Here is a 19269-nt window from a genome sequence, read left to right as displayed (position 1 = left end):
GCTATCCACAAGTGGGCAGAGTCAGGTAATTTATTTCAATTCTTTTTTATGCAGGTTATAAACCCATAGTACGATATCCTGGTAACTGTCCACACCTTTGCGCTGGTTATTGATTTTCAGGAAGCTGTCGAGCGCCACATTCATGTAACCATACATGTCACTGTTGTAACTCATCCAGAAATTGCGCTCCGTTTCGAAATCTGCCAGGGTGGATGGGTTGATTTTTTTAAACAGGCGCTGGTAATCGTCGGGCGACTTCATACGGATTTCAAACAGTACATTTCTAAGGATATTGTAATACCCGGAATACTGGAAGTTTAGGTCCGGGCTATTGATACTCGCCAGATAGCCAATCAGGTTGGCTTCATCCTCCCTGGCAATGCTCATCTCGTGTGAGATCTCATGGCAGGTCACGAAAGGAAGGATCATGGCAGGCAGACGCATATTGACATTGGCTTCACCCGAAAGAGGATTGTAATAACCTTCCAGCCCGATTTTCGTCACCGCCCAATCGAATAATACCGCTTTAACGGCCGGTACCGGATACCTGAAAAATGAATTCTTTTTGGCCAGCAGATCATAGCCCTGCTTTGCTTTTGTCTCCAGTTCTGTAATGGTATAGGATTTCTCCGTTTTTGGGTTGCCCAATGCAGCATTAATGGTGTTGACTTTACCGATCATAAACTCAGCTAAGGCCACCAGTTCTTTCACCGTATATTTATCATCACTGATTCCCAGCTGTGTGGAGACCGATGGACGGGAATAATTGAGTCCCCAGCAGACTTTAAATACAATGTAGAGGACAAGGATAAAGCGGAAGAGCTGCAGGGGAATCCTTTTCAAAGCTTCTTTTCTGCTTTCTCTGGCCCACAGTTTCTTTAGGGTTTTCACTGCCGACCAGATACAGTAAAGGATAAAGACCACATAGAGGAAATCACCAATGGCAAAAGGAAAGAGGGAACTGATCCAGCGTTGGACAACCGAAGTATACGGATAGATACCGTTCGTATAATAGCGCAACACGAGCGCTGCATTCATTCCGAACAGGAAAATCAGTAACGCAATGCCTGGTAAGACCAGGGAGCGTGGTCGTATACTTCGGTTTGCCAATCCCATTACCTGTTAAAAGCTAATCTTTTTCCGGTTTCATTGGTCATGAATTTACCCTTATAATAAGCCAGGTTTCCTGAGATAAAGGTATGGGTAATATCAGCCTTGAATGTTTGTCCCTCAAAAGGTGACCATCCGCATTTATATAAGATATTATTCTTGGTTACTTTCACCGGATCATTTAAGTCAACCAGCACCAGATCTGCCCAGTATCCTTCCCTGATAAATCCTCTTCGGTCTATCTGGAAGCAGGTTGCCAGGTTATGCGATGTTTTCTCCACAATCTTCTCCAGTGAAATTTTGCCATCATGGTACATTTCCAGCAGGGCAGATAGGGCATGCTGCACGAGCGGTCCACCTGAAGGTGCCTGCAAATAGGGTTGTGCTTTTTCTTCCATGGTATGCGGGGCATGGTCGGTCGCGATCACGTCGATATGTCCGTCAAGCACCCCTTTCAGGATCGCATCTTTATCCGCTTCTGTTTTCACAGCAGGATTCCATTTGATCAGGTTTCCTTTTGTTGCATAATCGCGGTCGTCAAACCAAAGGTGGTGTACACAGGCTTCCGCCGTAATCCTTTTCTCGGCCAATGGGGTAATGGCATCAAACAGTGCCACTTCTTTTGCAGTAGAGATATGGAGGATATGCAGACGTGTATGGTGTTTTTTCGCCAGGGCAACAGCCATCGAAGAAGACAGGTAACAGGCTTCTGCAGAACGGATCAGCGGGTGCATGTCGATCGTGATGTGGTCACCATATTTCTCCTTGTAAGCCGCCATGTTGCGCTGGATCGTCATTTCATCTTCACAATGTGTAGCCACAAGTATTGGCGCTTCCTTGAAGATATTCTCCAGCACCTGCTCATTGTCCACCAGCATATTGCCTGTGGAAGAGCCCATAAATACTTTTATTCCACATACCTTCGCCGGATCAGTTTTCAAGACTTCCTCCAGGTTATTGTTGGATGCGCCCATGAAAAAGGAATAGTTGGCCAGCGACATCTCTGAGGCAATAGTGTATTTATCAGCCAGCAACTCCTGGGTCAGTGTATTGGGTACCGTATTTGGCATTTCCATGAAAGAAGTGATCCCTCCGGCAACGGCAGCCATACTTTCAGAGAAGATATCTGCTTTGTGTGTCAATCCCGGTTCCCGGAAGTGTACCTGGTCGTCAATCATGCCCGGCAACAGGTGTAGCCCTTCAGCATTGATCACCTGACCGGCAGGTTTATCGATATCCGGACCTATTTCATGAATAAATCCGTCTTTGATATAGACATCTGCAACATATATTTTTCCCTCATTCACGAGGGTTGCGGCTTTAATAAGGATGGTGTTCATGGTGTCAAATCTACAAAATGTAATTATTGATCCTATAAATTATAGTATATTTGCCAAATGCCCAAAACATTCGAAGAGTTTAACCTCAACCGACAGATCCTAAATGCTGTAGCTGACGCAGGATTTACGGTTGCGACTCCCATACAAGAAAAAGCAATTGCCCCGGTTTTATCCGGTCAGGATATTTTTGGTATCGCCCAAACAGGAACAGGAAAAACTGCCGCCTATGTATTGCCGATACTGATGCAACTTAAATATGCACAGGGCGATGCCGCACGCGCGTTAATTTTGGCGCCGACACGTGAGCTGGCCATGCAGATTGCTGAACATGTGAAAATGTTTTCCACTTATACTGATTTACGTACGGTAGTGGTATTTGGAGGAATAGGGCCTAAGACACAAATTGAACAGATCAAAGCCGGTGTGGATATCATTATTGCTACACCCGGCCGTTTCCTTGATATCTATTTAGCGGGACATATCAATACGCAGTACCTGAAATTCCTGGTGCTGGACGAAGCAGATAAAATGATGGATATGGGCTTTATCGGCTCTATACACCGGATTCTGGAGATCGTGCCGCGCAGGCGGCAAAACCTGCTTTTCTCGGCTACCATGAGCGATCTGGTACAGAAAATTGCGGGTGATTTTCTGAAGAATCCAACTGTACTGGAAGTAGCTGAACAGGCTACACCTGCTGCTACGGTAACGCAGGTATTGTATGAGGTACCCAACTTTAAAACGAAGATCAACCTGCTGCAGCACCTGCTTAAAGATGTGGATGCCTATAAACGACTGATCATTTTCTGTAAGACGAAAACTGTTGCCGATAATATTTTCAGTTTTATCGTACGCCGTTTTGGGGAAGATGCTGTTCGGGTGATCCATGCGAATAAAGGACAAAATACGCGTATCAATTCCATTAATAGTTTCAAGGAAGGGAATATCCGTGTGCTGGTGGCTACGGATGTGGCTTCAAGGGGAATAGATGTATCGGAGGTTAGCCATGTGATCAATTTCGACGTTCCGATCATCATTGAAGACTACGTACACCGTATCGGACGTACAGGAAGGGCCTACCAGAAAGGTGATGCACTTACCTTCTGTACGGAAGGAGAAAAATATTATATCCGTAAAATTGAGAAGTTAATCCGTCAGACGATCCCTGTGGAACCTATTCCAGCAGAAGTTTTCGTGGAAGAAACCCCTTATGAAGAGCGCCAGCATATTGCAAAAGAGATCGATATGCAGAAAAGAAAGGATGATCCTGATTTTAAAGGAGCCTTCCATGAGAAGAAGCATGCGGTAGCCATCGCTGCTGCAGCAGCTGCCAAGGCGAAGAAAAATATGAACAAAACCCCAGCCTGGAAGAAAAAGAAATTCAAGAAAACATAAGCCCGCTGTAGTGTTGGCCAGGAAAATCAAGGCCAGCTGTTGTGCAATGGCTTTCCAAAATGGAAACGATAGAAAACTGTGCTGTAGAAATTGAATACCTTACTATTTTGAAACTCACTCCACTAAATATTGTCAGTTCTATTGCCCTGGTGACGGGGATGATGCTGTTTATTAAACCTGCTGCTATACTGGGGGTACAGCAGCAAGTGAATGGGCTGCTGGCCGGTTTCTGTATTTTAACTGCAATAATTGCTTTCATTTCAGATCTCCTGTTGAGGAAGTTTATACCTTTGCTGGGCAAATTATGGATTGTGGAGGGAGTGTTGATATTTTTCACTGTAGCACTGCTACTTATCCTGAAAAGTGCCATCGCCTGATTTAGGGACTGATGGCAAAGGATGACAACAAACATTAAAGATAAATGACAAGACGCTGCAGAACTGGATGTGCAGCGTATATAGAAACGATAAGAATAAAATGAAAACAGCAGAAATTAAAATAACCGTTGAATTAGACGACAACAATGTGCCGGAAAACCTGTTATGGGAATCAACAGATGCACAGAGCCAGGAGAAGGTTCCTGTAAAATCAATGATGCTTGCCTTATGGGACCATAATTATAAAAACTCGATGCGCATTGATCTGTGGACTAAAGATATGCCGGTTGATGAAATGAAGCGTTTTTTCTATGAAACCCTGCAAACTATGGGCGACAGCTTCCTGAAAGCAACAGGAGAGAAACTGATCATTGAAGATTTGCGTGATTACTGTGCACATTTCGCGGATAAAATGGGTATTGATCCAGGTAAATAAATTTAAAAATGAAAATTCAGGGTGTTACAGGCGGCATTGTCATGGCTGCAGGAGGGATGTGTCCGCTGGTTCACGTACCGATTATAGGAAACTGGAATTATTTTGGGATAGACCCTTATCTGGGAGGAATTTTCTATGCCTTTGTTGTGCTGGCTTTGCTGGGGGCTTTTACGGGTAAAACAGGCCTAATGCGTTTTACCGGTTGGGCATCGGTTGTGCTGGTGATCCTGACCTTACTTGCAGTATGGTTTAAAACACAGGATGCATTTGGCTTTTTCCATTTCAAAAAACTGATCAACCTCGCTTCAGGAATGGTGAAGTTTAAATGGGGATGGTTTGTTATTCTTGCCGGTGCATTGCTGATGATTACCATTAAACGCGATAAAAAGCTGTTTCCTGTAGATCCGAGCAGCCCGGTTATTTAATACGATTTGTTCATGCAGCTCCTACAGGAAGTCAAACATTTAATCAGAAAAGAGATACTGCTGGAATGGCGATCGAAATATGCCCTAAATGGTGTGGTGCTGTATGTGGTATCGACCGTATTTGTGTGTTTTCTCTCTTTTGTCTCCTTAAGGGGCATTACCTGGAATGCACTTTTCTGGATTATCATGTTGTTTGCCTCCATCAATACGGTCTCTAAAAGTTTCCTTCAGGAGAGCAGGGGCAGGCAGCTCTACATCTATACTGTCGCTAGTCCGATTGCACTGATTATTTCCAAAACTATTTACAATGTATTCCTGATGCTACTGGTCACGCTGGTGGCACTGGCTTTTTATACCCTGGTGTTTGACTATGTGCCGGAAGATATGGGCATGTATTTTCTGGCGACGATCCTGGGCAGTTTAAGTTTCTCCACGATCTTCACCATGATTTCCGCTATCGCTTCTAAAGCAGGAAACGGAGGGATGCTGATGGCTATTCTCAGCTTTCCGGTGATCATTCCGGTCATTACGGTATTGATCAAGCTCACAAAAAATGCGGTGGACGGGCTGGACAGGAGTGTCAGTCTGGATGAAATAGGGATTCTACTGATCATCAATGTCCTTGTAATGGCGGTTTCCCTGTTATTGTTCCCTTATTTGTGGCGGGATTAACAGGAATTACAAGAAATTAATATAAATACATAAAGCTTTACTAACTTTGAACACGCAAATTTAAAGCTGCCCGGCTACCGGTGCTTTAAATCGCTTAAAAAAATTGAATTACATGTATAAGTCCTGGTGGAAAATTTTAGGTTCAGTATTGGTGATATACTCTACCATCTTTGGGTTTTTAGCCCCTGTTCCTGCTTTACCGATATTACATCAGAGTATCAGGAATCTGTATTTCCATGTACCGATGTGGTTTGGCATGATTGTCCTTTTTACCATTTCTGTGGTACAGAGCATCAGGTATTTAAGCAACAGTAACCAGGAGCATGACCTTAAAGCTGTTCAAAGTGTGAACACCGGTATTATTTTCGGGATTCTGGGGATTATCACTGGTGCGGTCTGGGCGCGTTTCACCTGGGGACAGGCATGGAGTTTCGATGTGAAGCAGAATTTCGCTGCCATAGCACTTCTGCTGTATTTTGCCTACCTGGTCTTAAGAAATGCAATTGATGAAGAGCAGAAGCGGGCGAAAATCTCTGCGATATACAATGTTTTTGCCTTTCCTATGATGGTGGTCCTCCTTTTTGTGCTGCCACGTTTATCGGATTCCCTGCACCCTGGAAATGGGGGGAACCCAGGTTTCAATTCCTATGACCTGGATAGCCGGATGCGTATGATTTTCTATCCCGCATGTTTGGGATGGATCCTGATCGGGTATTGGATTTATACCCTTCTATTCCGGGTCAGCCAACTGGAAAAACAAGCTTAATCTTTAGAAAAACGAATACAAAAAATACTAATAAAATCTGCTATGAAAACATTAATCACAACGGTTCTGATGTTACTGATGACCTCGCAATTGTTTGCCCAGAATCAGGATTCTGCCCTTGTAGAAACCCTTTACAGCTCAGAAAGAATCTATGTTGTTGTCGTTTGTGTAGCATTAATCCTGTTCGGATTGTTGTTTTTTCTCTTCTCTATTGATAAAAGATTAAAAAAATTAGAAAAAAAATCAGGTTCAAAAAACTAAGTTTAAATCGTTTAAACTAGGTTTTTCTGCGGCCCCTCTCGTGGTGTTTCCCATACACTATGCCTAATACTATTTGCATAAATCACTTTTTTTAATGCAATTTTGCAGCCTTGAAAGGCATTTAGAATAATTAAATTTCATAACAATCATAAAATGGCTAATACAGCAAACGAGACAAATTTTTTTACAGATGTTTGTAAAAACTTTGATAACGCAGCACAATTCACCGGTCACCCAGAGGGATTATTATCCCAGATTAAGGCATGCAACAGTGTATATCGTTTCCAGTTCCCTATCCGCAGAGGAAATGGTTTCGAAGTGATAGACGCATGGCGTGTGGAGCACTCTCACCATATGAGTCCAACCAAAGGAGGGATTCGTTACAGTGAAATGGTCAATGAAGATGAAGTAATGGCACTTGCAGCTTTAATGACTTACAAGTGTGCCATTGTTAATGTTCCTTTTGGCGGCGCTAAAGGTGGAATTAAAATTACCCCAAAAAATTATACCACAGCAGAGCTGGAAAATATCACCCGTCGTTACACGACAGAATTAATTAAAAAGAACTTTATCGGTCCCGGTATCGACGTTCCTGCTCCTGATTATGGATCAGGTGAACGTGAAATGAGCTGGATTGCTGATACGTACATGACCATGAACCCTGGTCAGCTGGATGCACTGGGTTGTGTAACCGGTAAACCCATCGCTTTACACGGTATCCGTGGCAGAAAAGAAGCAACAGGACGCGGAGTGGCATACGCCATCAGGGAATGTGTGAGAATTGCGGAAGATATGCAGAAAATTGGCTTTACAGCTGGTTTGGGTGATAAAAAAGTAATCGTACAGGGATTGGGTAATGTGGGTTACCACACGGCAAAATTCCTGACAGAGTTTGGCGCTACGGTAGTAGGTCTTTGTGAATACGAAGGTGCCATTTACAATGAAAACGGACTGAATGTAGACGAGGTTTTCGCTCACCGCAAGCTGACCGGATCTATCCTTGGTTTTCCGGGTGCTAAAGAATTCAAAAATTCTGCAGAAGGTTTGGAACAGCCATGTGATATCCTGGTTCCGGCAGCACTGGAAAACGTACTTACGGTACAGAATATCAGAAATGTTAAAGCGAAGATTATTGCTGAAGCAGCTAACGGACCAGTTACTCCGGGTGCGGAGGAAATCTTTACTGAAATGGGCGGTATCATTATCCCTGATATGTATTGTAATGCTGGTGGTGTAACGGTTTCTTATTTCGAATGGTTGAAAAACCTTTCACACGTAGCTTTTGGCCGTATGGAAAAACGTTACGCTGAGAACTCAAACGCCAACCTGATTAATACACTGGAAAGCTTAACAGGTCAGAGTATTCCTGCAGAACATCGTCTGATGATCGTTAAAGGTGCTTCAGAACTGGAATTGGTGAACTCTGGTCTGGAAGATACCATGATCCATTCTTACCATGAAATCCGTGAAACCATGTTGTCAAAACCGGGTATTCAAACCTTAAGGACAGCAGCTTTTGTCGGTTCAATCGATAAGATCGCCGTTTCTTACATGAATTTAGGTATCTGGCCATAAGCGATAAACTGGTTTTGTAACCTCTTATTGTCTTCAGGACTGTACCAATTTTATCAGATCCGCCATGTATAAAATACATGGCGGATTTTTTGTATCTTGTCATATGGGCTTAGCAATCAGCACGAATATCACCAGTCTCCCTAAAAAACGCCCCAATGTGATAGGAGCTTTATGCTTGGTATTGCTTTTCTTTTTCAGTTGTTCCGGTCATGATCAGCAGATCGCGCAGCTTAACGGCTATGCAATAGTGCCGAAACCAGAGCGGGGAGAAGCGGTGGCGACATTTGCCGGTGGATGTTTCTGGGCCATGCAGGAAAGCCTGTTGCAGCTGAAAGGTGTGCGGATGGTGTTGAGCGGTTATGCCGGAGGCCATACTGAAAATCCAAGTTATGCAGCAGTATTGGGCAAGAATACCGGGCATGCGGAAGCTGTGCAGGTCTATTATGATCCTTCAGTCCTGAGCTTCCGTCAACTCAGTACAGCTTTTTTTTATGCGCATGATCCGACACAACTCAACCGGCAGGGACCGGATGTTGGGTCCGATTACCGTTCTATTGCTTTTTACCGGAATAAGGAGGAGTTGAAGACCATCGGGGAAGTGATTAAAAGCATCAGGCACAGCGATTATCCAAAGGCAGCCATTGTCACCGAACGTGAACCTTTTACCGTGTTTTATCCTGCTGAAATGGAACATCAGGATTATTATAAACGCAATACCTGGGATCCTTACATCAGGAGGATTTCAAGGCCCAAAGTAGTGCATGTTCGGGAGAAACTACCTGGATTGATTAAGGCAGCCTATCTCAAATAATTCCAATAAGGGGGCTTGCTGCAATTTTTGTATCTAAATCTATTTCTCTGTTGTTTTTTTGTCAGATAACTATCAGCAATTTGTCATCTAAATATATAGGGAAGCTCTTCTTCACCTACAGGTACTTATATTCTTTATCTTTGGCTAATCTTTTAATTTGTGATACCTATGAGAAAAAGTGCAATTATTGGTCTGATTACAATTGCCATCTGTGTGTGTTTTCTGGTGAGCTTAAATGCAGATACCAGTAACTATTCAACCTTTACTGAAGCTGCGAAAGATTCCAGGGAATTTCACGTAATGGGGCATTGGGATAAAGAGAAAGGTACTTATTATGACGCCTTAAAAGATGCCAATCATTTTTCTTTTTACATGAAAGATGAGAAGGGGATTGTTAAAAAAGTAATCTATAGTGGAACCAAACCACAGGATTTTGAGCGTTCAGAGAAACTGGTCCTCATCGGAAAGATGAACCGCGATGTTTTCTATGCATCGAAAATTTTGATGAAATGTCCTTCAAAATACAACAATGACCTGGTAGAGATACAGCAGGACGGCAAGGTTAAAAAATACAAATAGTTTTAATGGATATACAATTTACAGGAGAGACCCTCCTTCCCGGCAAAGTTGGGCAGTTCTTTATTGTTTTGGCATTTGCCGCTTCACTTCTTTCTACCATTGCTTATTTTTTCGCGACGAAAAATAAAGATGAATCAGACCGTTCATGGCAGAAAATAGGAAGGATTTCCTTCTATATCAACGGAATCAGTATTGTTGGTGTAGGTGTTACATTATTCTATCTGATCCTTAATCATTTTAACGAATATTACTACGTTTATTCACATTCTTCCACAGCTCTTCCGGTATATTATATTGTTTCTGCTTTCTGGGAAGGACAGGAAGGAAGTTTCTGGCTTTGGGCATTCTGGCAGGCTTTGCTGGGACTGATCCTGATCTGGAGGGCAAAAAGCTGGGAGAACGGGGTACTGACTATCGTTGCATTGTCGCAGGTCTTTCTTACTTCCATGTTATTGGGGGTGGAAATCTTCGGCGAGCGTATCGGAAGCTCTCCGTTTATCCTGCTGAGAGAGGCGGTGGACCTTAAAGATATGGCACCGGTTGTATTTGCTGATGCTGAAAACTATAAAAATTACCTGAAATTTATTACTGACGGAAGAGGGTTGAACCCCCTGTTGCAAAACTATTGGATGGTGATTCACCCGCCAACTTTGTTCCTGGGTTTCGCCAGTATGATCGTTCCTTTTGCCTATGTCATTACGGCTTTATGGCAGAAAAGATATAAAGAATGGGTAAAACCAGTGTTGCCATGGGCTTTATTTGCCGTGATGGTACTGGGAACCGGAATTATCATGGGTTCTTTCTGGGCTTATGAAGCGCTGAACTTCGGTGGTTTCTGGGCATGGGACCCTGTGGAGAATGCTTCATTGATTCCATGGCTGACCCTTATCGGGGCTGTACACGTGGTGATCGCGTTCAAAAATACCGGTCATGCTTTTTTTACTTCAATTGTACTGGTACTGATCAGTTTTGTGTTGGTACTGTATGCTTCCTTCCTGACCAGGAGCGGTATTCTGGGAGAAACTTCTGTACACTCTTTTACCGACCTGGGCATGTTTGGTCACCTTGTTTTATACAATGTAGTGTTCCTTGCGATTCCGGTTGTCCTGATTGTGCTGCGCTGGAAAGAGCTGCCGATTACCAATAAGGATGAAGAAACGTATTCAAGGGAATTCTGGTTGTTTATCGGTGCCCTTGTAGTGACGGTAGCCTGTATCCAGGTGATTTTCTCTACCTCTGTTCCGGTATTCAACAAGGCATTCGGAACGAATTTCGCACCACCAATAGATGCGATCAAATATTACAATCAGTGGCAGGCACCGTTTGCCATCCTGATTACCCTGATCTCCGGATTCTCACAGTTCTTAAAATATAAGCGGACCGATTCCCGTAAGTTCTACAGCAGTTTAATTGCGACCTTGGTTGTTGCGTTGCTGGTTACTGCAGGTTTTGTATACCTAACAGATGTTTACCATAACCTGATATATATCCTGCTTTCTTTCAGTTGTATGTTCGCGATTCTTTCCAATGCACGGATTCTTTCGCAGGCATTTGGCGGAAAAAGCAAGCTTATCGGTGCAGCAGTGGCACATATCGGTTTTGCACTGTTATTGGTTGGTGCTTTGGTTGCTGCGGCGACAAGTAAACCTGTTTCCCTGAATGCCACGAACTTTATTCCTGTAAAGGACTTTGAAAAAGTAGAGAAACCAGGAGAGAATATGGTCCTGTACAAAAATGAGCCTAAGAAAATGGGCCGTTTTACGGTGACGTATACGAATGATACAACGATTGCACCGAATACTTTTTATACCCTGAATTTCAAGGTGATTGATGAAGAAAGCGGAAAGATCAAAGAAGATTTCGACTTAAATCCACACGTGCAATCGAATCCGAAAATGGGACTGATTGCTTCCCCGGATACGAAACATTACCTTACTTTCGACATCTATACCCATATTACCAGTGCACCAGAAGCGAAGGATGCTCATGATATTGAAAGTGAAGCAAAAAGCGACGAAGAGAACTATAAAAAACCAAGGGTAGTGAATGTGAGTACCGGAGATACTCTGCATACCAGCAGTGGGATCATTACGGTGAAAGACCTGAATTTCAAACCTACGGCAAAAAGTCTGGCTTTGGCCGAGGGAGATCTTGCCGTGGGACTTCCACTGGAAATCAACCTGAATGGTAAGATTTATAAAACTGAACCTATATTCCTGGTGAAGGGAAATAACACGTTCGATTTTGCCAGGAATATTGATGACCTGGGCTTGAGGGTACGTTTCACAAAAATACTTCCGGACCAGAAAAAAGTAGAACTGCAGGTGTTTGAAAAACCTCAGCAAGCCAAAGACTGGGTGGTATTCAAATCTATTGAGTTCCCTTACATTAACCTGTACTGGGTAGGTTTAGTTGTCATGGTTATCGGATTCCTGATTTCTATTTTCAGGAGACAGAAAGAAATTAAATCAGCTTAGATGAAGATTGTTTGTATAGGCTCAGGAAATGTCGCCACACATATGGCCATCGCCTTGAAAGAGGTGGGTGCTGAGATTATACAGGTATATAGCCGCAATCATCAGAATGCTGAGATTCTGGCTGCACTGACACGTGCAAAAGCCATTAGCCGCTGGGAAGACCTTAACCGTCAGGCCGATTGTTACCTGATTGCGGTGAAAGATGAGGTGATTGCCAGCGTTGCTGCACAATTGATAGGGCTGAAGGGCCTTGTGGTCCATACTTCCGGTGCAACTTCCCTGTCGTCTTTATCCCTTTTGGGTAAAGGTTATGGGGTATTGTACCCACTTCAGACCTTCTCCAGGACAAAGGCGGTTGACCTCAAGAAAGTCCCTTTATGTATTGAAGGAGATAGTCCGGAGAGTCTGGAACGTATTTCTGCTATTGCACACCTGATCAGTCCGCTGGTGTCTGAAGTAGATAGCGCACAACGTACCATCCTGCATGTTGCGGCTGTTTTTGCCTGTAATTTCAGTAACCATTTGTATCATTTAAGCGCAGAGATCCTGGCTGCACATCAACTGGAGTTCGATTTGCTGAAGCCGCTGATTATGGAGACGGCGAAGAAAATCCAGAACTCCAATCCTGCCGATGTACAGACTGGCCCTGCCATCAGGAATGATGTGGATACGATGAAAAAGCATTTATCTTTGTTGCAGGATAAACCTGCACTGCAGGAAATCTATACCCTATTGAGTAACAGTATTAAAAATACATAACGTAGCATTCATGTTTTTACAGCGACTTAAGACAGTAACCACACTCATATTTGATGTTGATGGGGTACTGACCACCGGAGATGTTATTGCTTCTTCTACAGGGGAATTGCTGCGTACCTTCAACATTAAAGACGGGTATGCCTTACAGCTGGCGGTAAAGCGCGGTTATCATGTCTGTATTATTTCCGGGGGGCATGGGCAGGCCATGGCATCCCGTTTCGCCGGATTGGGGATTCCTGATGTGCACCTGGGGGTGGGCGATAAAGTGGAAGTCTTTGAGCGTTATCTGGAAAAATATGGCATACAAGCGGAAGATGTCCTGTATATGGGAGACGATATTCCTGACCTCAAAGTCATGCAACTGGTTGGCATTCCCACCTGTCCAGCCGATGCAAGCAATGACATCAAGGCGATCTCCACTTATATTTCCCCATTTAACGGAGGAAAAACTGCTGTCCGCGATGTGATTGAAAAAGTCATGAAATTGCAGGGGAAATGGTTTGATGAAAATCCACTGGCTTCAGATTCCGGAAAATAATTCTTTTCGTCCAATTTATTCCTTTCTTTTTAAACCTTTTTTTGTTTTTACTCTCTATGAGAGAAATATAAAATCAATTAAAGATGAAGAAATTAGCAATGATCTGCGGATTGTTATTCAGTGTAATAACATTTGCCAACGCACAGGGTGGTAAAAGAAATATGGGCACGCCTGAAGAAAGAGCGGCTAAAATGACAGCACGTTTAACTGAAAAATTGAGTCTAACGGCTGATCAGCAGACAAAAATTAAGGCGGTATTTTTAGATCAGCAGGCACAGATGGAAAAAACCAGGGCAGAGCAGACTCAGGACAGGTCGGCCATGCGCGGAAAAATGATGGAGATGATGAAGGAAAGTGACAGTAAAATTAATGCCGTATTAACGGAAGAACAGAAAAAATCTTACGAAGCCTACAAAGAAGAAAGAAAGTCTGAAATGAAAAACAGAGGAGACAGAGGTGGCAGAAAAATTGCTGAATAGTCGCATCCCTGTGAATACCAGTACAATAATTTTCTGAAATAGAAGCGACTATATGGGTCGCTTTTATTATTTTAGCGCAAATTTTACTTATGCATACATATTCACTCATTTTAGCATCTAAATCGCCTCGTAGACAAGAATTATTAGCCGCTATGAATCTGGAGTTTGATGTGCTACTGAAAGATGTTGATGAAAGTTACCCTAAAAAGCTTGATCCAGCTCAAATAGCCGTTTATATTTCAGAAAAAAAAGCCAATGCTTTTGTACAGGAGAGAAAAACGCATCTTGTGATTACTGCTGATACCATCGTATCTTATAATGACGAAATTTTGGGAAAACCTGCCAGTCCCCGTGAAGCCAGGGAAACACTCAGTAAATTATCGGGCAGTAAACATGAAGTGTATACCGGCGTGACTTTGGCGCATGGTGATAAACAGCTCTCCTTCTTTGACAGGACTGAAGTGTATTTCAGAAACATTACCACGGAACAGATCGATTATTATATCAAACACTATAACCCTTATGATAAAGCAGGAAGTTATGGTGTACAGGATTGGATTGGCCTTATTGCTGTAGAGAAAATTGTTGGATCCTATACCAATATCATGGGACTGCCGACAGAGAAACTCTACACGGCTTTATCGTCTTTCTGATTATCCCAGAGGCTGTAAAGCACACCCATTTTCAGGTCGTATGTAGATAAGCTGAGGTGATCCGGTTTTGTCTCTTCAATGATAAAACTGGTGATCAGTGCGGCGATCACAATCATGTCTACCCGCAGGGAGATCAGATCTGGCATCTGTGTCCTTTCCTCATGGGTGGAGCCGATCAGTTGTACAGAAAGGTTCCGGTAAGCCTCAATATCCAGTTCTGCTGAGCGGAGGTGTTTAACATCCGACTCTTTAAGCAGCATAGCTGCAAAGGTTTCAAAAGCTCCTGCAGAGCCCACCAATACTTTCGGCTGGTATTTTTGACAGGCAGCTTTAAGATCCGGCAATTCCTGCTGAAGGAGGTTCAGAATGGCCTCTTTCTCTTCTGCAGAGATCGGATCAGTATGAAAATAGGCCTGCATTAACCGGGCTGCACCGATGTTGTAACTCTTCTTCCAGAGAAACTTTTCAGGCGTACAAATAATAAATTCAGTACTTCCCCCACCAATATCCATGATCAGTGAGGTTTGTGTGATGACACCTGTTGCCTTTACGCCGCGAAAAATATAGGCCGCTTCCTGCTCTCCTGTAATGACTTCAATGTCAATTCCGGCATCTTCAGCAGCCGATTTTACAAAGTCAGGCCCATTCTTCGCACTGCGGACGGCAGAGGTCGCTGTCGCCCTAACAAGACTTACCTGATGTTCATCAATTAGCCCTTTAAAATCCTTGAGGGTCTGTATTCCCCTGGCAAAAGCTTCAGGAATAATCACATGGTCATTGATACGGCCTTCACCCAGGCGTACGGGTACATTGGTCTTGAAAAGAACTTCCACACCCAATCCGGTAATCTCTGCAATAATTAAATGGAAGGTATTCGTGCCCAGGTCGATAACAGCTGCTTTCATAGATCTTAAAGGATTACGGGGTGATATAAATTATACTATCTATCCATATCACCCTGTAAAGCTATTAATTTTTATAGGTAAACCACTTGATCATTTCTTTGAAACTGGCTTTTTTGCCATACATTAAGATCCCTACACGGTATATTCTGGAGGCCATCCATACGGTTCCGACAAAACCCAGGATCAGCAATGCCATGGATAAGGCAAGCTGCCAGTCGGGCACCCCATAGGGTAACCTCACCATCATTGCAATGGGAGAAGTGAAGGGGATAACGGATAACCAGAAGGCAATATCCCCATAAGGATCATTGGTCACCACACTCAGCGAGAGTGTATAACCGAGCAATAGGGGCATCATGACCGGAAACATGAACTGCTGGGTTTCCGTCTCATTATCCACCGCCGACCCAATGGCTGCATACAGGGCGCTGTAAAACAGGTACCCCCCGATAAAGAAGAAGAGAAATATGGTCACGATTTTCGGAATATTCAGGTTAGCCAGACTCTTCTGTACATTCATCACCGGATTATTCTCCATTGCCTTTTTAATGGCTGAACTATTGCTTGTCCCGGTTTTATCTGTTGTATTGATGTCTTTGCGAGCCGTCGTATCCACTCCCTTTGTTGAGGCCGACATTTCCTGGAGGTCTTTCTTGTCAACAAACACCTTGACCACTACAGTAGAGATTGCAGCGGTAAGTACAATCCACAGCACAAACTGCGTAAGGCCGACCAGGGCGATACCTATAATCTTGCCCATCATTAGCTGGAAAGGTTTTACGGAGGAAATCATGACCTCAATAATACGGTTTGTTTTTTCTTCTATGACACCACGCATTACCTGGATTCCATAGAGCATGATGAACATAAACATCATGATTCCGGCGACATAGGCAATCACCGTACTCGCACCGGCACTGGAATCTTCTTCTTCTCCGCTCTCTCCGATTTTTTTGGTGTCAATGTCAACTGCTGCACTCAGCTTATCCAGGTCTTTCTGTTCAATACCGCTTTCGCGGAGCTTCTGGTTACGGATAAGGTCTTCAAGTGCACCGGAAACTTTTGAATTTAATGACATTCCCGCCTGTTTGGTTCCCAAAATCTGCACTCCGGCAGGGGCATTTAAAGGAAATTCCGGGATATACAGGATATAGTCGTAATCTGTATTTTTCAAGCTGGCCTTCATCTCTGAAAGCGACTTGTTTACATAGGTATAACTTGCATTTTTAGTCGCACTCAGTTTTTCTGTAAGTGTCTTGTTTTCATTGACTACAGCAAACTTATTGAAAGTTCCGGATAGGCCCTGGATAGAGAAATAGATCACCAGTCCGTAAAAACCTGCAATAATTAAAGGCGTTAGTAAGGTCATCACAATAAAGGATTTCTTTTTTACGCGCGACAGGTATTCTCTTTGTATAATGAGTAAGATTTTGTTCATGTCCTTAGTCTTTTTGTTTTACCTGGTCAATAAAAATATCATTCATGGTCGGAATCACTTCATCCAGCCGGTGAATGGAAACCTGGGGAAGTAAGGCCGATAACAGCTGATTGGCATTTTTTTCCGGTTGCAGTTGTACCTTCAGCAAGGTTTTTCCTTTCAGTTCTTCTTCCTGAAGCACGGTAAAGATGTCTGCCGAAAGACTGCTGTCATAACTGCCTTCATACTCTACCCAGTAGGTATTGTTCCTGTATTGCTGTTTTATGCTATCGACAGAACCATCAAGGATTTTCTTAGAGCGGTGGATCAGGGCAATACTGTCACACAATTCCTCAACGGATTCCATTCGGTGTGTAGAGAAGATAAATGTTGCTCCCTGTTTATTCAGTTCCAGGATCTCATTTTTAATGATATCTGCATTCACAGGATCGAATCCGGAAAAGGGTTCATCGAGGATAATCAGCTCCGGCTGGTGCAATACCGTAGCCACAAACTGTACTTTTTGCTGCATTCCTTTACTCAGGTCTTCCACTTTCTTGTTCCACCAGCTGCCCATTTCCAGTTTTTCGAACCAGAATTTTACCCTTTTACTGGCTTCAGCTGTACTTAAACCTTTTAATCTGGCCAGATAGAGCACCTGTTCACCGATCTCCATCTTTTTATAGAGTCCGCGTTCTTCAGGGAGGTACCCGATCCGGGAGATATGGTTAGCATTCAGCCGCTCGCCATCAAAGATGACTTCACCGCTATCCGGTGCCGTGATTTGTGTGATAATCCTGATCAGGGAAGTTTTACCTGCTCCATTCGGCCCTAAAAGGCCGAAGATCTTGCCTTTTTCAATTTCCAGACTGACATCATCCAGCGCACGGTGCGCAGCATATTGTTTTACAATGTGTTTAACGCTTAGCATTCTTAAGTTTTAGTTGAGTTGAATAGTTAGCTGAAATTTAGAGCGTAGAGCGCTCAAAATGTTACAGTATAACAAAGCTAATAGAGAATTGCTTCCTTCTCAATACATCGTGAGATCATTTGGCAAGGGGGTAAAGTAGATAGGAGTCGAGCAAATGAGCATGATAAAGAGCTTTTAGCGGAGATTGGGGGGCTAAGGTTTTTTATTGAACAGCCCTTTGATCTTATCGATCACGCCTGTTTTTTTTCCGCGTTGTTTTTCTGTACCTATCAGGAAGCCATAAGGCTGCAATTCCGGTACATGGTCACATATAATTTTAACAATACCCAGCAGGGGAATGGCTAGAATCATTCCGGCAATTCCCCAGACCATCTCTCCGAGAACGATCACCAGAATGGTAAACAGCGGATTGATATTCACCTGTTCTCCAACCACCAGGGGTTCCAGGATATAAGTCTGTATAAATTGCACCAGGGCGTAAGTCACCACCACACCAATAATCATTTTGCTATCCCCACCCTGTGCAATTGCAGCAAGGACGGTGATCGATGTTCCCGTTAAATTCCCGATAAAAGGAATAATTTCCAGGATTCCGCAGAGTACGGCAAAGAATATGGCACTTTCAATCCCTGAGATGCTAAAGCCGATGCCATACATGATCCAGAGCATGACGATCATTGCGCCTAATCCACTCAGATATTGCTGGGCTACTTTCCCTGCCTGATGTACAATATTTGCCGCTGTGTTCTTCTCATCTACCGGAACCAGCTTAAGAATAAACTTTTTGATATGGGAACGGTTGGCGAGGAAGAGGAACATATACACCAAAACCAATATGGTATTAACCATAATTCCCATGATGCTGCCGGCAAAATTAGCCAGCATACTCCCTGCACCACTTCCTGCACCTTCACTTTGTTGTTTCACCAGTTCCTTCTGCTGTCGCATCGTGATTCCTACCTGCTCGTGAAGCCAGTTTTGCAAGTTGGTCAATAAATTCACCACCCTTTGTTTCATTGCATCCATATTTTCAGCCAGTCCGCTCAGCTGCCAGGAAAGCAGTGTTACAATCAGTGCTATTGCTGCGATAAAGATCAGCATGCACAATAAGGAAGAGAGCGTCCTGCTGAGGCCTTTATTTTCGAACCAATTGCACAAACGGATGAACAGCATGGCAAATACAGCTGCCAGGGCCACAGGAATAAGGAATGCTGCCGCAAAGTACAGTCCTGCAAAGCTGAGAAAGAAAAATAAAAGGGTATAAATGCTTTGTTGAAGTTTGTCCATGAGCGTAGTTTACATGAAACACAACAAATTTACATGGTTAAAGTTTGGGCATAAAAAAACCGCCTTATCAATGAAG

Annotated in this window: 21 protein-coding genes; 15 read left to right on the top strand and 6 right to left on the bottom strand. The window is 43.4% G+C overall.

All coding sequences use genetic code 11. The features are described 5' to 3' along the window. Positions 1-30 precede the first annotated feature (30 nt). Together ACSBL2_RS21010 and ACSBL2_RS21005 are read right to left on the bottom strand one after the other, a co-directional pair. Positions 31-1116, bottom strand: coding sequence for a DUF3810 domain-containing protein (locus ACSBL2_RS21010; RefSeq protein WP_442588524.1), 1086 nt, complete (start codon positions 1114-1116; stop codon positions 31-33). After that, entirely contained in the window at positions 1116-2450 is a 1335-nt protein-coding gene (locus tag ACSBL2_RS21005; protein WP_442588523.1) for a dihydroorotase, read from the bottom strand. The genes ACSBL2_RS21010 and ACSBL2_RS21005 overlap by 1 nt, the downstream gene beginning before the upstream one ends. A 57-nt stretch (positions 2451-2507) precedes the next feature. Between ACSBL2_RS21005 and ACSBL2_RS21000 the strand changes: the two genes are divergently transcribed. From ACSBL2_RS21000 to ACSBL2_RS20930, 15 genes are all read left to right on the top strand, one after another. After that, positions 2508-3845: a DEAD/DEAH box helicase gene (locus tag ACSBL2_RS21000; protein ID WP_442588522.1), complete on the top strand. Its 1338-nt coding sequence runs from the start codon at positions 2508-2510 to the stop codon at positions 3843-3845. Between the two features lie 59 nt (positions 3846-3904). After that, positions 3905-4222 carry a hypothetical protein gene (locus ACSBL2_RS20995; RefSeq protein WP_442588521.1) on the top strand — a complete coding sequence of 106 codons (318 nt, stop codon included), beginning with the start codon at positions 3905-3907 and terminating at the stop codon, positions 4220-4222. A gap of 100 nt (positions 4223-4322) precedes the next feature. Then, positions 4323-4658, top strand: a complete 336-nt coding sequence (gene gldC / locus ACSBL2_RS20990; protein ID WP_442588520.1) for a gliding motility protein GldC — start codon at positions 4323-4325, stop codon at positions 4656-4658. A gap of 8 nt (positions 4659-4666) precedes the next feature. Then, on the top strand, positions 4667-5083 hold the full coding sequence (locus tag ACSBL2_RS20985; RefSeq protein ID WP_442588519.1) for a hypothetical protein: 417 nt from the start codon (positions 4667-4669) through the stop codon (positions 5081-5083). Between the two features lie 12 nt (positions 5084-5095). Beyond that, positions 5096-5755, top strand: coding sequence for a heme exporter protein CcmB (locus ACSBL2_RS20980; RefSeq protein WP_442588518.1), 660 nt, complete (start codon positions 5096-5098; stop codon positions 5753-5755). 112 nt (positions 5756-5867) lie between these two features. After that, positions 5868-6521 (top strand): cytochrome c biogenesis protein CcsA, encoded by a 654-nt coding sequence (gene ccsA / locus ACSBL2_RS20975; RefSeq protein WP_442588517.1) that lies wholly within the window; start codon positions 5868-5870, stop codon positions 6519-6521. 42 nt (positions 6522-6563) lie between these two features. Beyond that, complete coding sequence (locus ACSBL2_RS20970) at positions 6564-6782, top strand: CcmD family protein (RefSeq protein ID WP_442588516.1); 219 nt, start codon at positions 6564-6566, stop codon at positions 6780-6782. A 153-nt stretch (positions 6783-6935) separates the two neighbouring features. Further along, the gene (locus ACSBL2_RS20965; RefSeq protein WP_442588515.1) at positions 6936-8357 is read left to right on the top strand and encodes a Glu/Leu/Phe/Val family dehydrogenase; all 1422 of its coding nucleotides are present in this window, start codon (positions 6936-6938) and stop codon (positions 8355-8357) included. Positions 8358-8421: 64 nt separating this feature from the next. Further along, positions 8422-9168, top strand: coding sequence for a peptide-methionine (S)-S-oxide reductase MsrA (gene msrA, locus ACSBL2_RS20960; RefSeq protein ID WP_442588514.1), 747 nt, complete (start codon positions 8422-8424; stop codon positions 9166-9168). A 168-nt stretch (positions 9169-9336) separates the two neighbouring features. Further along, complete coding sequence (locus tag ACSBL2_RS20955) at positions 9337-9747, top strand: cytochrome c maturation protein CcmE domain-containing protein (RefSeq protein WP_442588513.1); 411 nt, start codon at positions 9337-9339, stop codon at positions 9745-9747. Between the two features lie 5 nt (positions 9748-9752). Continuing rightward, positions 9753-12224, top strand: coding sequence for a heme lyase CcmF/NrfE family subunit (locus ACSBL2_RS20950; RefSeq protein ID WP_442588512.1), 2472 nt, complete (start codon positions 9753-9755; stop codon positions 12222-12224). Then, positions 12225-12983: a Rossmann-like and DUF2520 domain-containing protein gene (locus ACSBL2_RS20945; RefSeq protein ID WP_442588511.1), complete on the top strand. Its 759-nt coding sequence runs from the start codon at positions 12225-12227 to the stop codon at positions 12981-12983. A gap of 10 nt (positions 12984-12993) precedes the next feature. Then, the gene (locus ACSBL2_RS20940) at positions 12994-13521 is read left to right on the top strand and encodes a KdsC family phosphatase (RefSeq protein WP_442588510.1); all 528 of its coding nucleotides are present in this window, start codon (positions 12994-12996) and stop codon (positions 13519-13521) included. Positions 13522-13604: 83 nt separating this feature from the next. Next, positions 13605-14000, top strand: a complete 396-nt coding sequence (locus tag ACSBL2_RS20935; protein WP_442588509.1) for a DUF5969 family protein — start codon at positions 13605-13607, stop codon at positions 13998-14000. Between the two features lie 152 nt (positions 14001-14152). Then, on the top strand, positions 14153-14653 hold the full coding sequence (locus ACSBL2_RS20930; protein WP_442588508.1) for a Maf family protein: 501 nt from the start codon (positions 14153-14155) through the stop codon (positions 14651-14653). On the opposite strand, the gene ACSBL2_RS20925 is transcribed toward ACSBL2_RS20930, so the two are convergent. The 4 genes from ACSBL2_RS20925 to ACSBL2_RS20910 all read right to left on the bottom strand — a co-directional run bounded on the left by ACSBL2_RS20925 (position 14629) and on the right by ACSBL2_RS20910 (position 19193). Next, positions 14629-15558 (bottom strand): Ppx/GppA phosphatase family protein, encoded by a 930-nt coding sequence (locus ACSBL2_RS20925; RefSeq protein WP_442588507.1) that lies wholly within the window; start codon positions 15556-15558, stop codon positions 14629-14631. The genes ACSBL2_RS20930 and ACSBL2_RS20925 overlap by 25 nt on opposite strands. 64 nt (positions 15559-15622) lie before the next feature. Next, entirely contained in the window at positions 15623-16996 is a 1374-nt protein-coding gene (locus ACSBL2_RS20920) for an ABC transporter permease (RefSeq protein WP_442588506.1), read from the bottom strand. Between the two features lie 4 nt (positions 16997-17000). Then, positions 17001-17906, bottom strand: coding sequence for an ABC transporter ATP-binding protein (locus ACSBL2_RS20915; protein ID WP_442588505.1), 906 nt, complete (start codon positions 17904-17906; stop codon positions 17001-17003). Positions 17907-18098: 192 nt separating this feature from the next. After that, a complete protein-coding gene (locus tag ACSBL2_RS20910) occupies positions 18099-19193 on the bottom strand; it encodes an AI-2E family transporter (RefSeq protein WP_442588504.1) in 1095 nt (364 codons plus the stop codon). Positions 19194-19269: the final 76 nt, after the last annotated feature.

It is taken from the genome of Pedobacter sp. AW31-3R (assembly GCF_052180285.1).
Classification (GTDB): Bacteria; Bacteroidota; Bacteroidia; order Sphingobacteriales; family Sphingobacteriaceae; genus Pedobacter.
This window is presented reverse-complemented; position numbering and strand designations above follow the sequence as displayed.

What these genes read in the sequence shown, in the direction of transcription:
- ACSBL2_RS21010 (WP_442588524.1), bottom strand. Translation starts at nt 1,116, where the DNA reads ATGGGATTGGCAAACCGAAGTATACGACCACGCTCCCTGGTCTTACCA.
- ACSBL2_RS21005 (WP_442588523.1), bottom strand. Translation starts at nt 2,450, where the DNA reads ATGAACACCATCCTTATTAAAGCCGCAACCCTCGTGAATGAGGGAAAA.
- ACSBL2_RS21000 (WP_442588522.1), top strand. Translation starts at nt 2,508, where the DNA reads ATGCCCAAAACATTCGAAGAGTTTAACCTCAACCGACAGATCCTAAAT.
- ACSBL2_RS20995 (WP_442588521.1), top strand. Translation starts at nt 3,905, where the DNA reads ATGGAAACGATAGAAAACTGTGCTGTAGAAATTGAATACCTTACTATT.
- gldC (WP_442588520.1), top strand. Translation starts at nt 4,323, where the DNA reads ATGAAAACAGCAGAAATTAAAATAACCGTTGAATTAGACGACAACAAT.
- ACSBL2_RS20985 (WP_442588519.1), top strand. Translation starts at nt 4,667, where the DNA reads ATGAAAATTCAGGGTGTTACAGGCGGCATTGTCATGGCTGCAGGAGGG.
- ACSBL2_RS20980 (WP_442588518.1), top strand. Translation starts at nt 5,096, where the DNA reads ATGCAGCTCCTACAGGAAGTCAAACATTTAATCAGAAAAGAGATACTG.
- ccsA (WP_442588517.1), top strand. Translation starts at nt 5,868, where the DNA reads ATGTATAAGTCCTGGTGGAAAATTTTAGGTTCAGTATTGGTGATATAC.
- ACSBL2_RS20970 (WP_442588516.1), top strand. Translation starts at nt 6,564, where the DNA reads ATGAAAACATTAATCACAACGGTTCTGATGTTACTGATGACCTCGCAA.
- ACSBL2_RS20965 (WP_442588515.1), top strand. Translation starts at nt 6,936, where the DNA reads ATGGCTAATACAGCAAACGAGACAAATTTTTTTACAGATGTTTGTAAA.
- msrA (WP_442588514.1), top strand. Translation starts at nt 8,422, where the DNA reads ATGTATAAAATACATGGCGGATTTTTTGTATCTTGTCATATGGGCTTA.
- ACSBL2_RS20955 (WP_442588513.1), top strand. Translation starts at nt 9,337, where the DNA reads ATGAGAAAAAGTGCAATTATTGGTCTGATTACAATTGCCATCTGTGTG.
- ACSBL2_RS20950 (WP_442588512.1), top strand. Translation starts at nt 9,753, where the DNA reads ATGGATATACAATTTACAGGAGAGACCCTCCTTCCCGGCAAAGTTGGG.
- ACSBL2_RS20945 (WP_442588511.1), top strand. Translation starts at nt 12,225, where the DNA reads ATGAAGATTGTTTGTATAGGCTCAGGAAATGTCGCCACACATATGGCC.
- ACSBL2_RS20940 (WP_442588510.1), top strand. Translation starts at nt 12,994, where the DNA reads ATGTTTTTACAGCGACTTAAGACAGTAACCACACTCATATTTGATGTT.
- ACSBL2_RS20935 (WP_442588509.1), top strand. Translation starts at nt 13,605, where the DNA reads ATGAAGAAATTAGCAATGATCTGCGGATTGTTATTCAGTGTAATAACA.
- ACSBL2_RS20930 (WP_442588508.1), top strand. Translation starts at nt 14,153, where the DNA reads ATGAATCTGGAGTTTGATGTGCTACTGAAAGATGTTGATGAAAGTTAC.
- ACSBL2_RS20925 (WP_442588507.1), bottom strand. Translation starts at nt 15,558, where the DNA reads ATGAAAGCAGCTGTTATCGACCTGGGCACGAATACCTTCCATTTAATT.
- ACSBL2_RS20920 (WP_442588506.1), bottom strand. Translation starts at nt 16,996, where the DNA reads ATGAACAAAATCTTACTCATTATACAAAGAGAATACCTGTCGCGCGTA.
- ACSBL2_RS20915 (WP_442588505.1), bottom strand. Translation starts at nt 17,906, where the DNA reads ATGCTAAGCGTTAAACACATTGTAAAACAATATGCTGCGCACCGTGCG.
- ACSBL2_RS20910 (WP_442588504.1), bottom strand. Translation starts at nt 19,193, where the DNA reads ATGGACAAACTTCAACAAAGCATTTATACCCTTTTATTTTTCTTTCTC.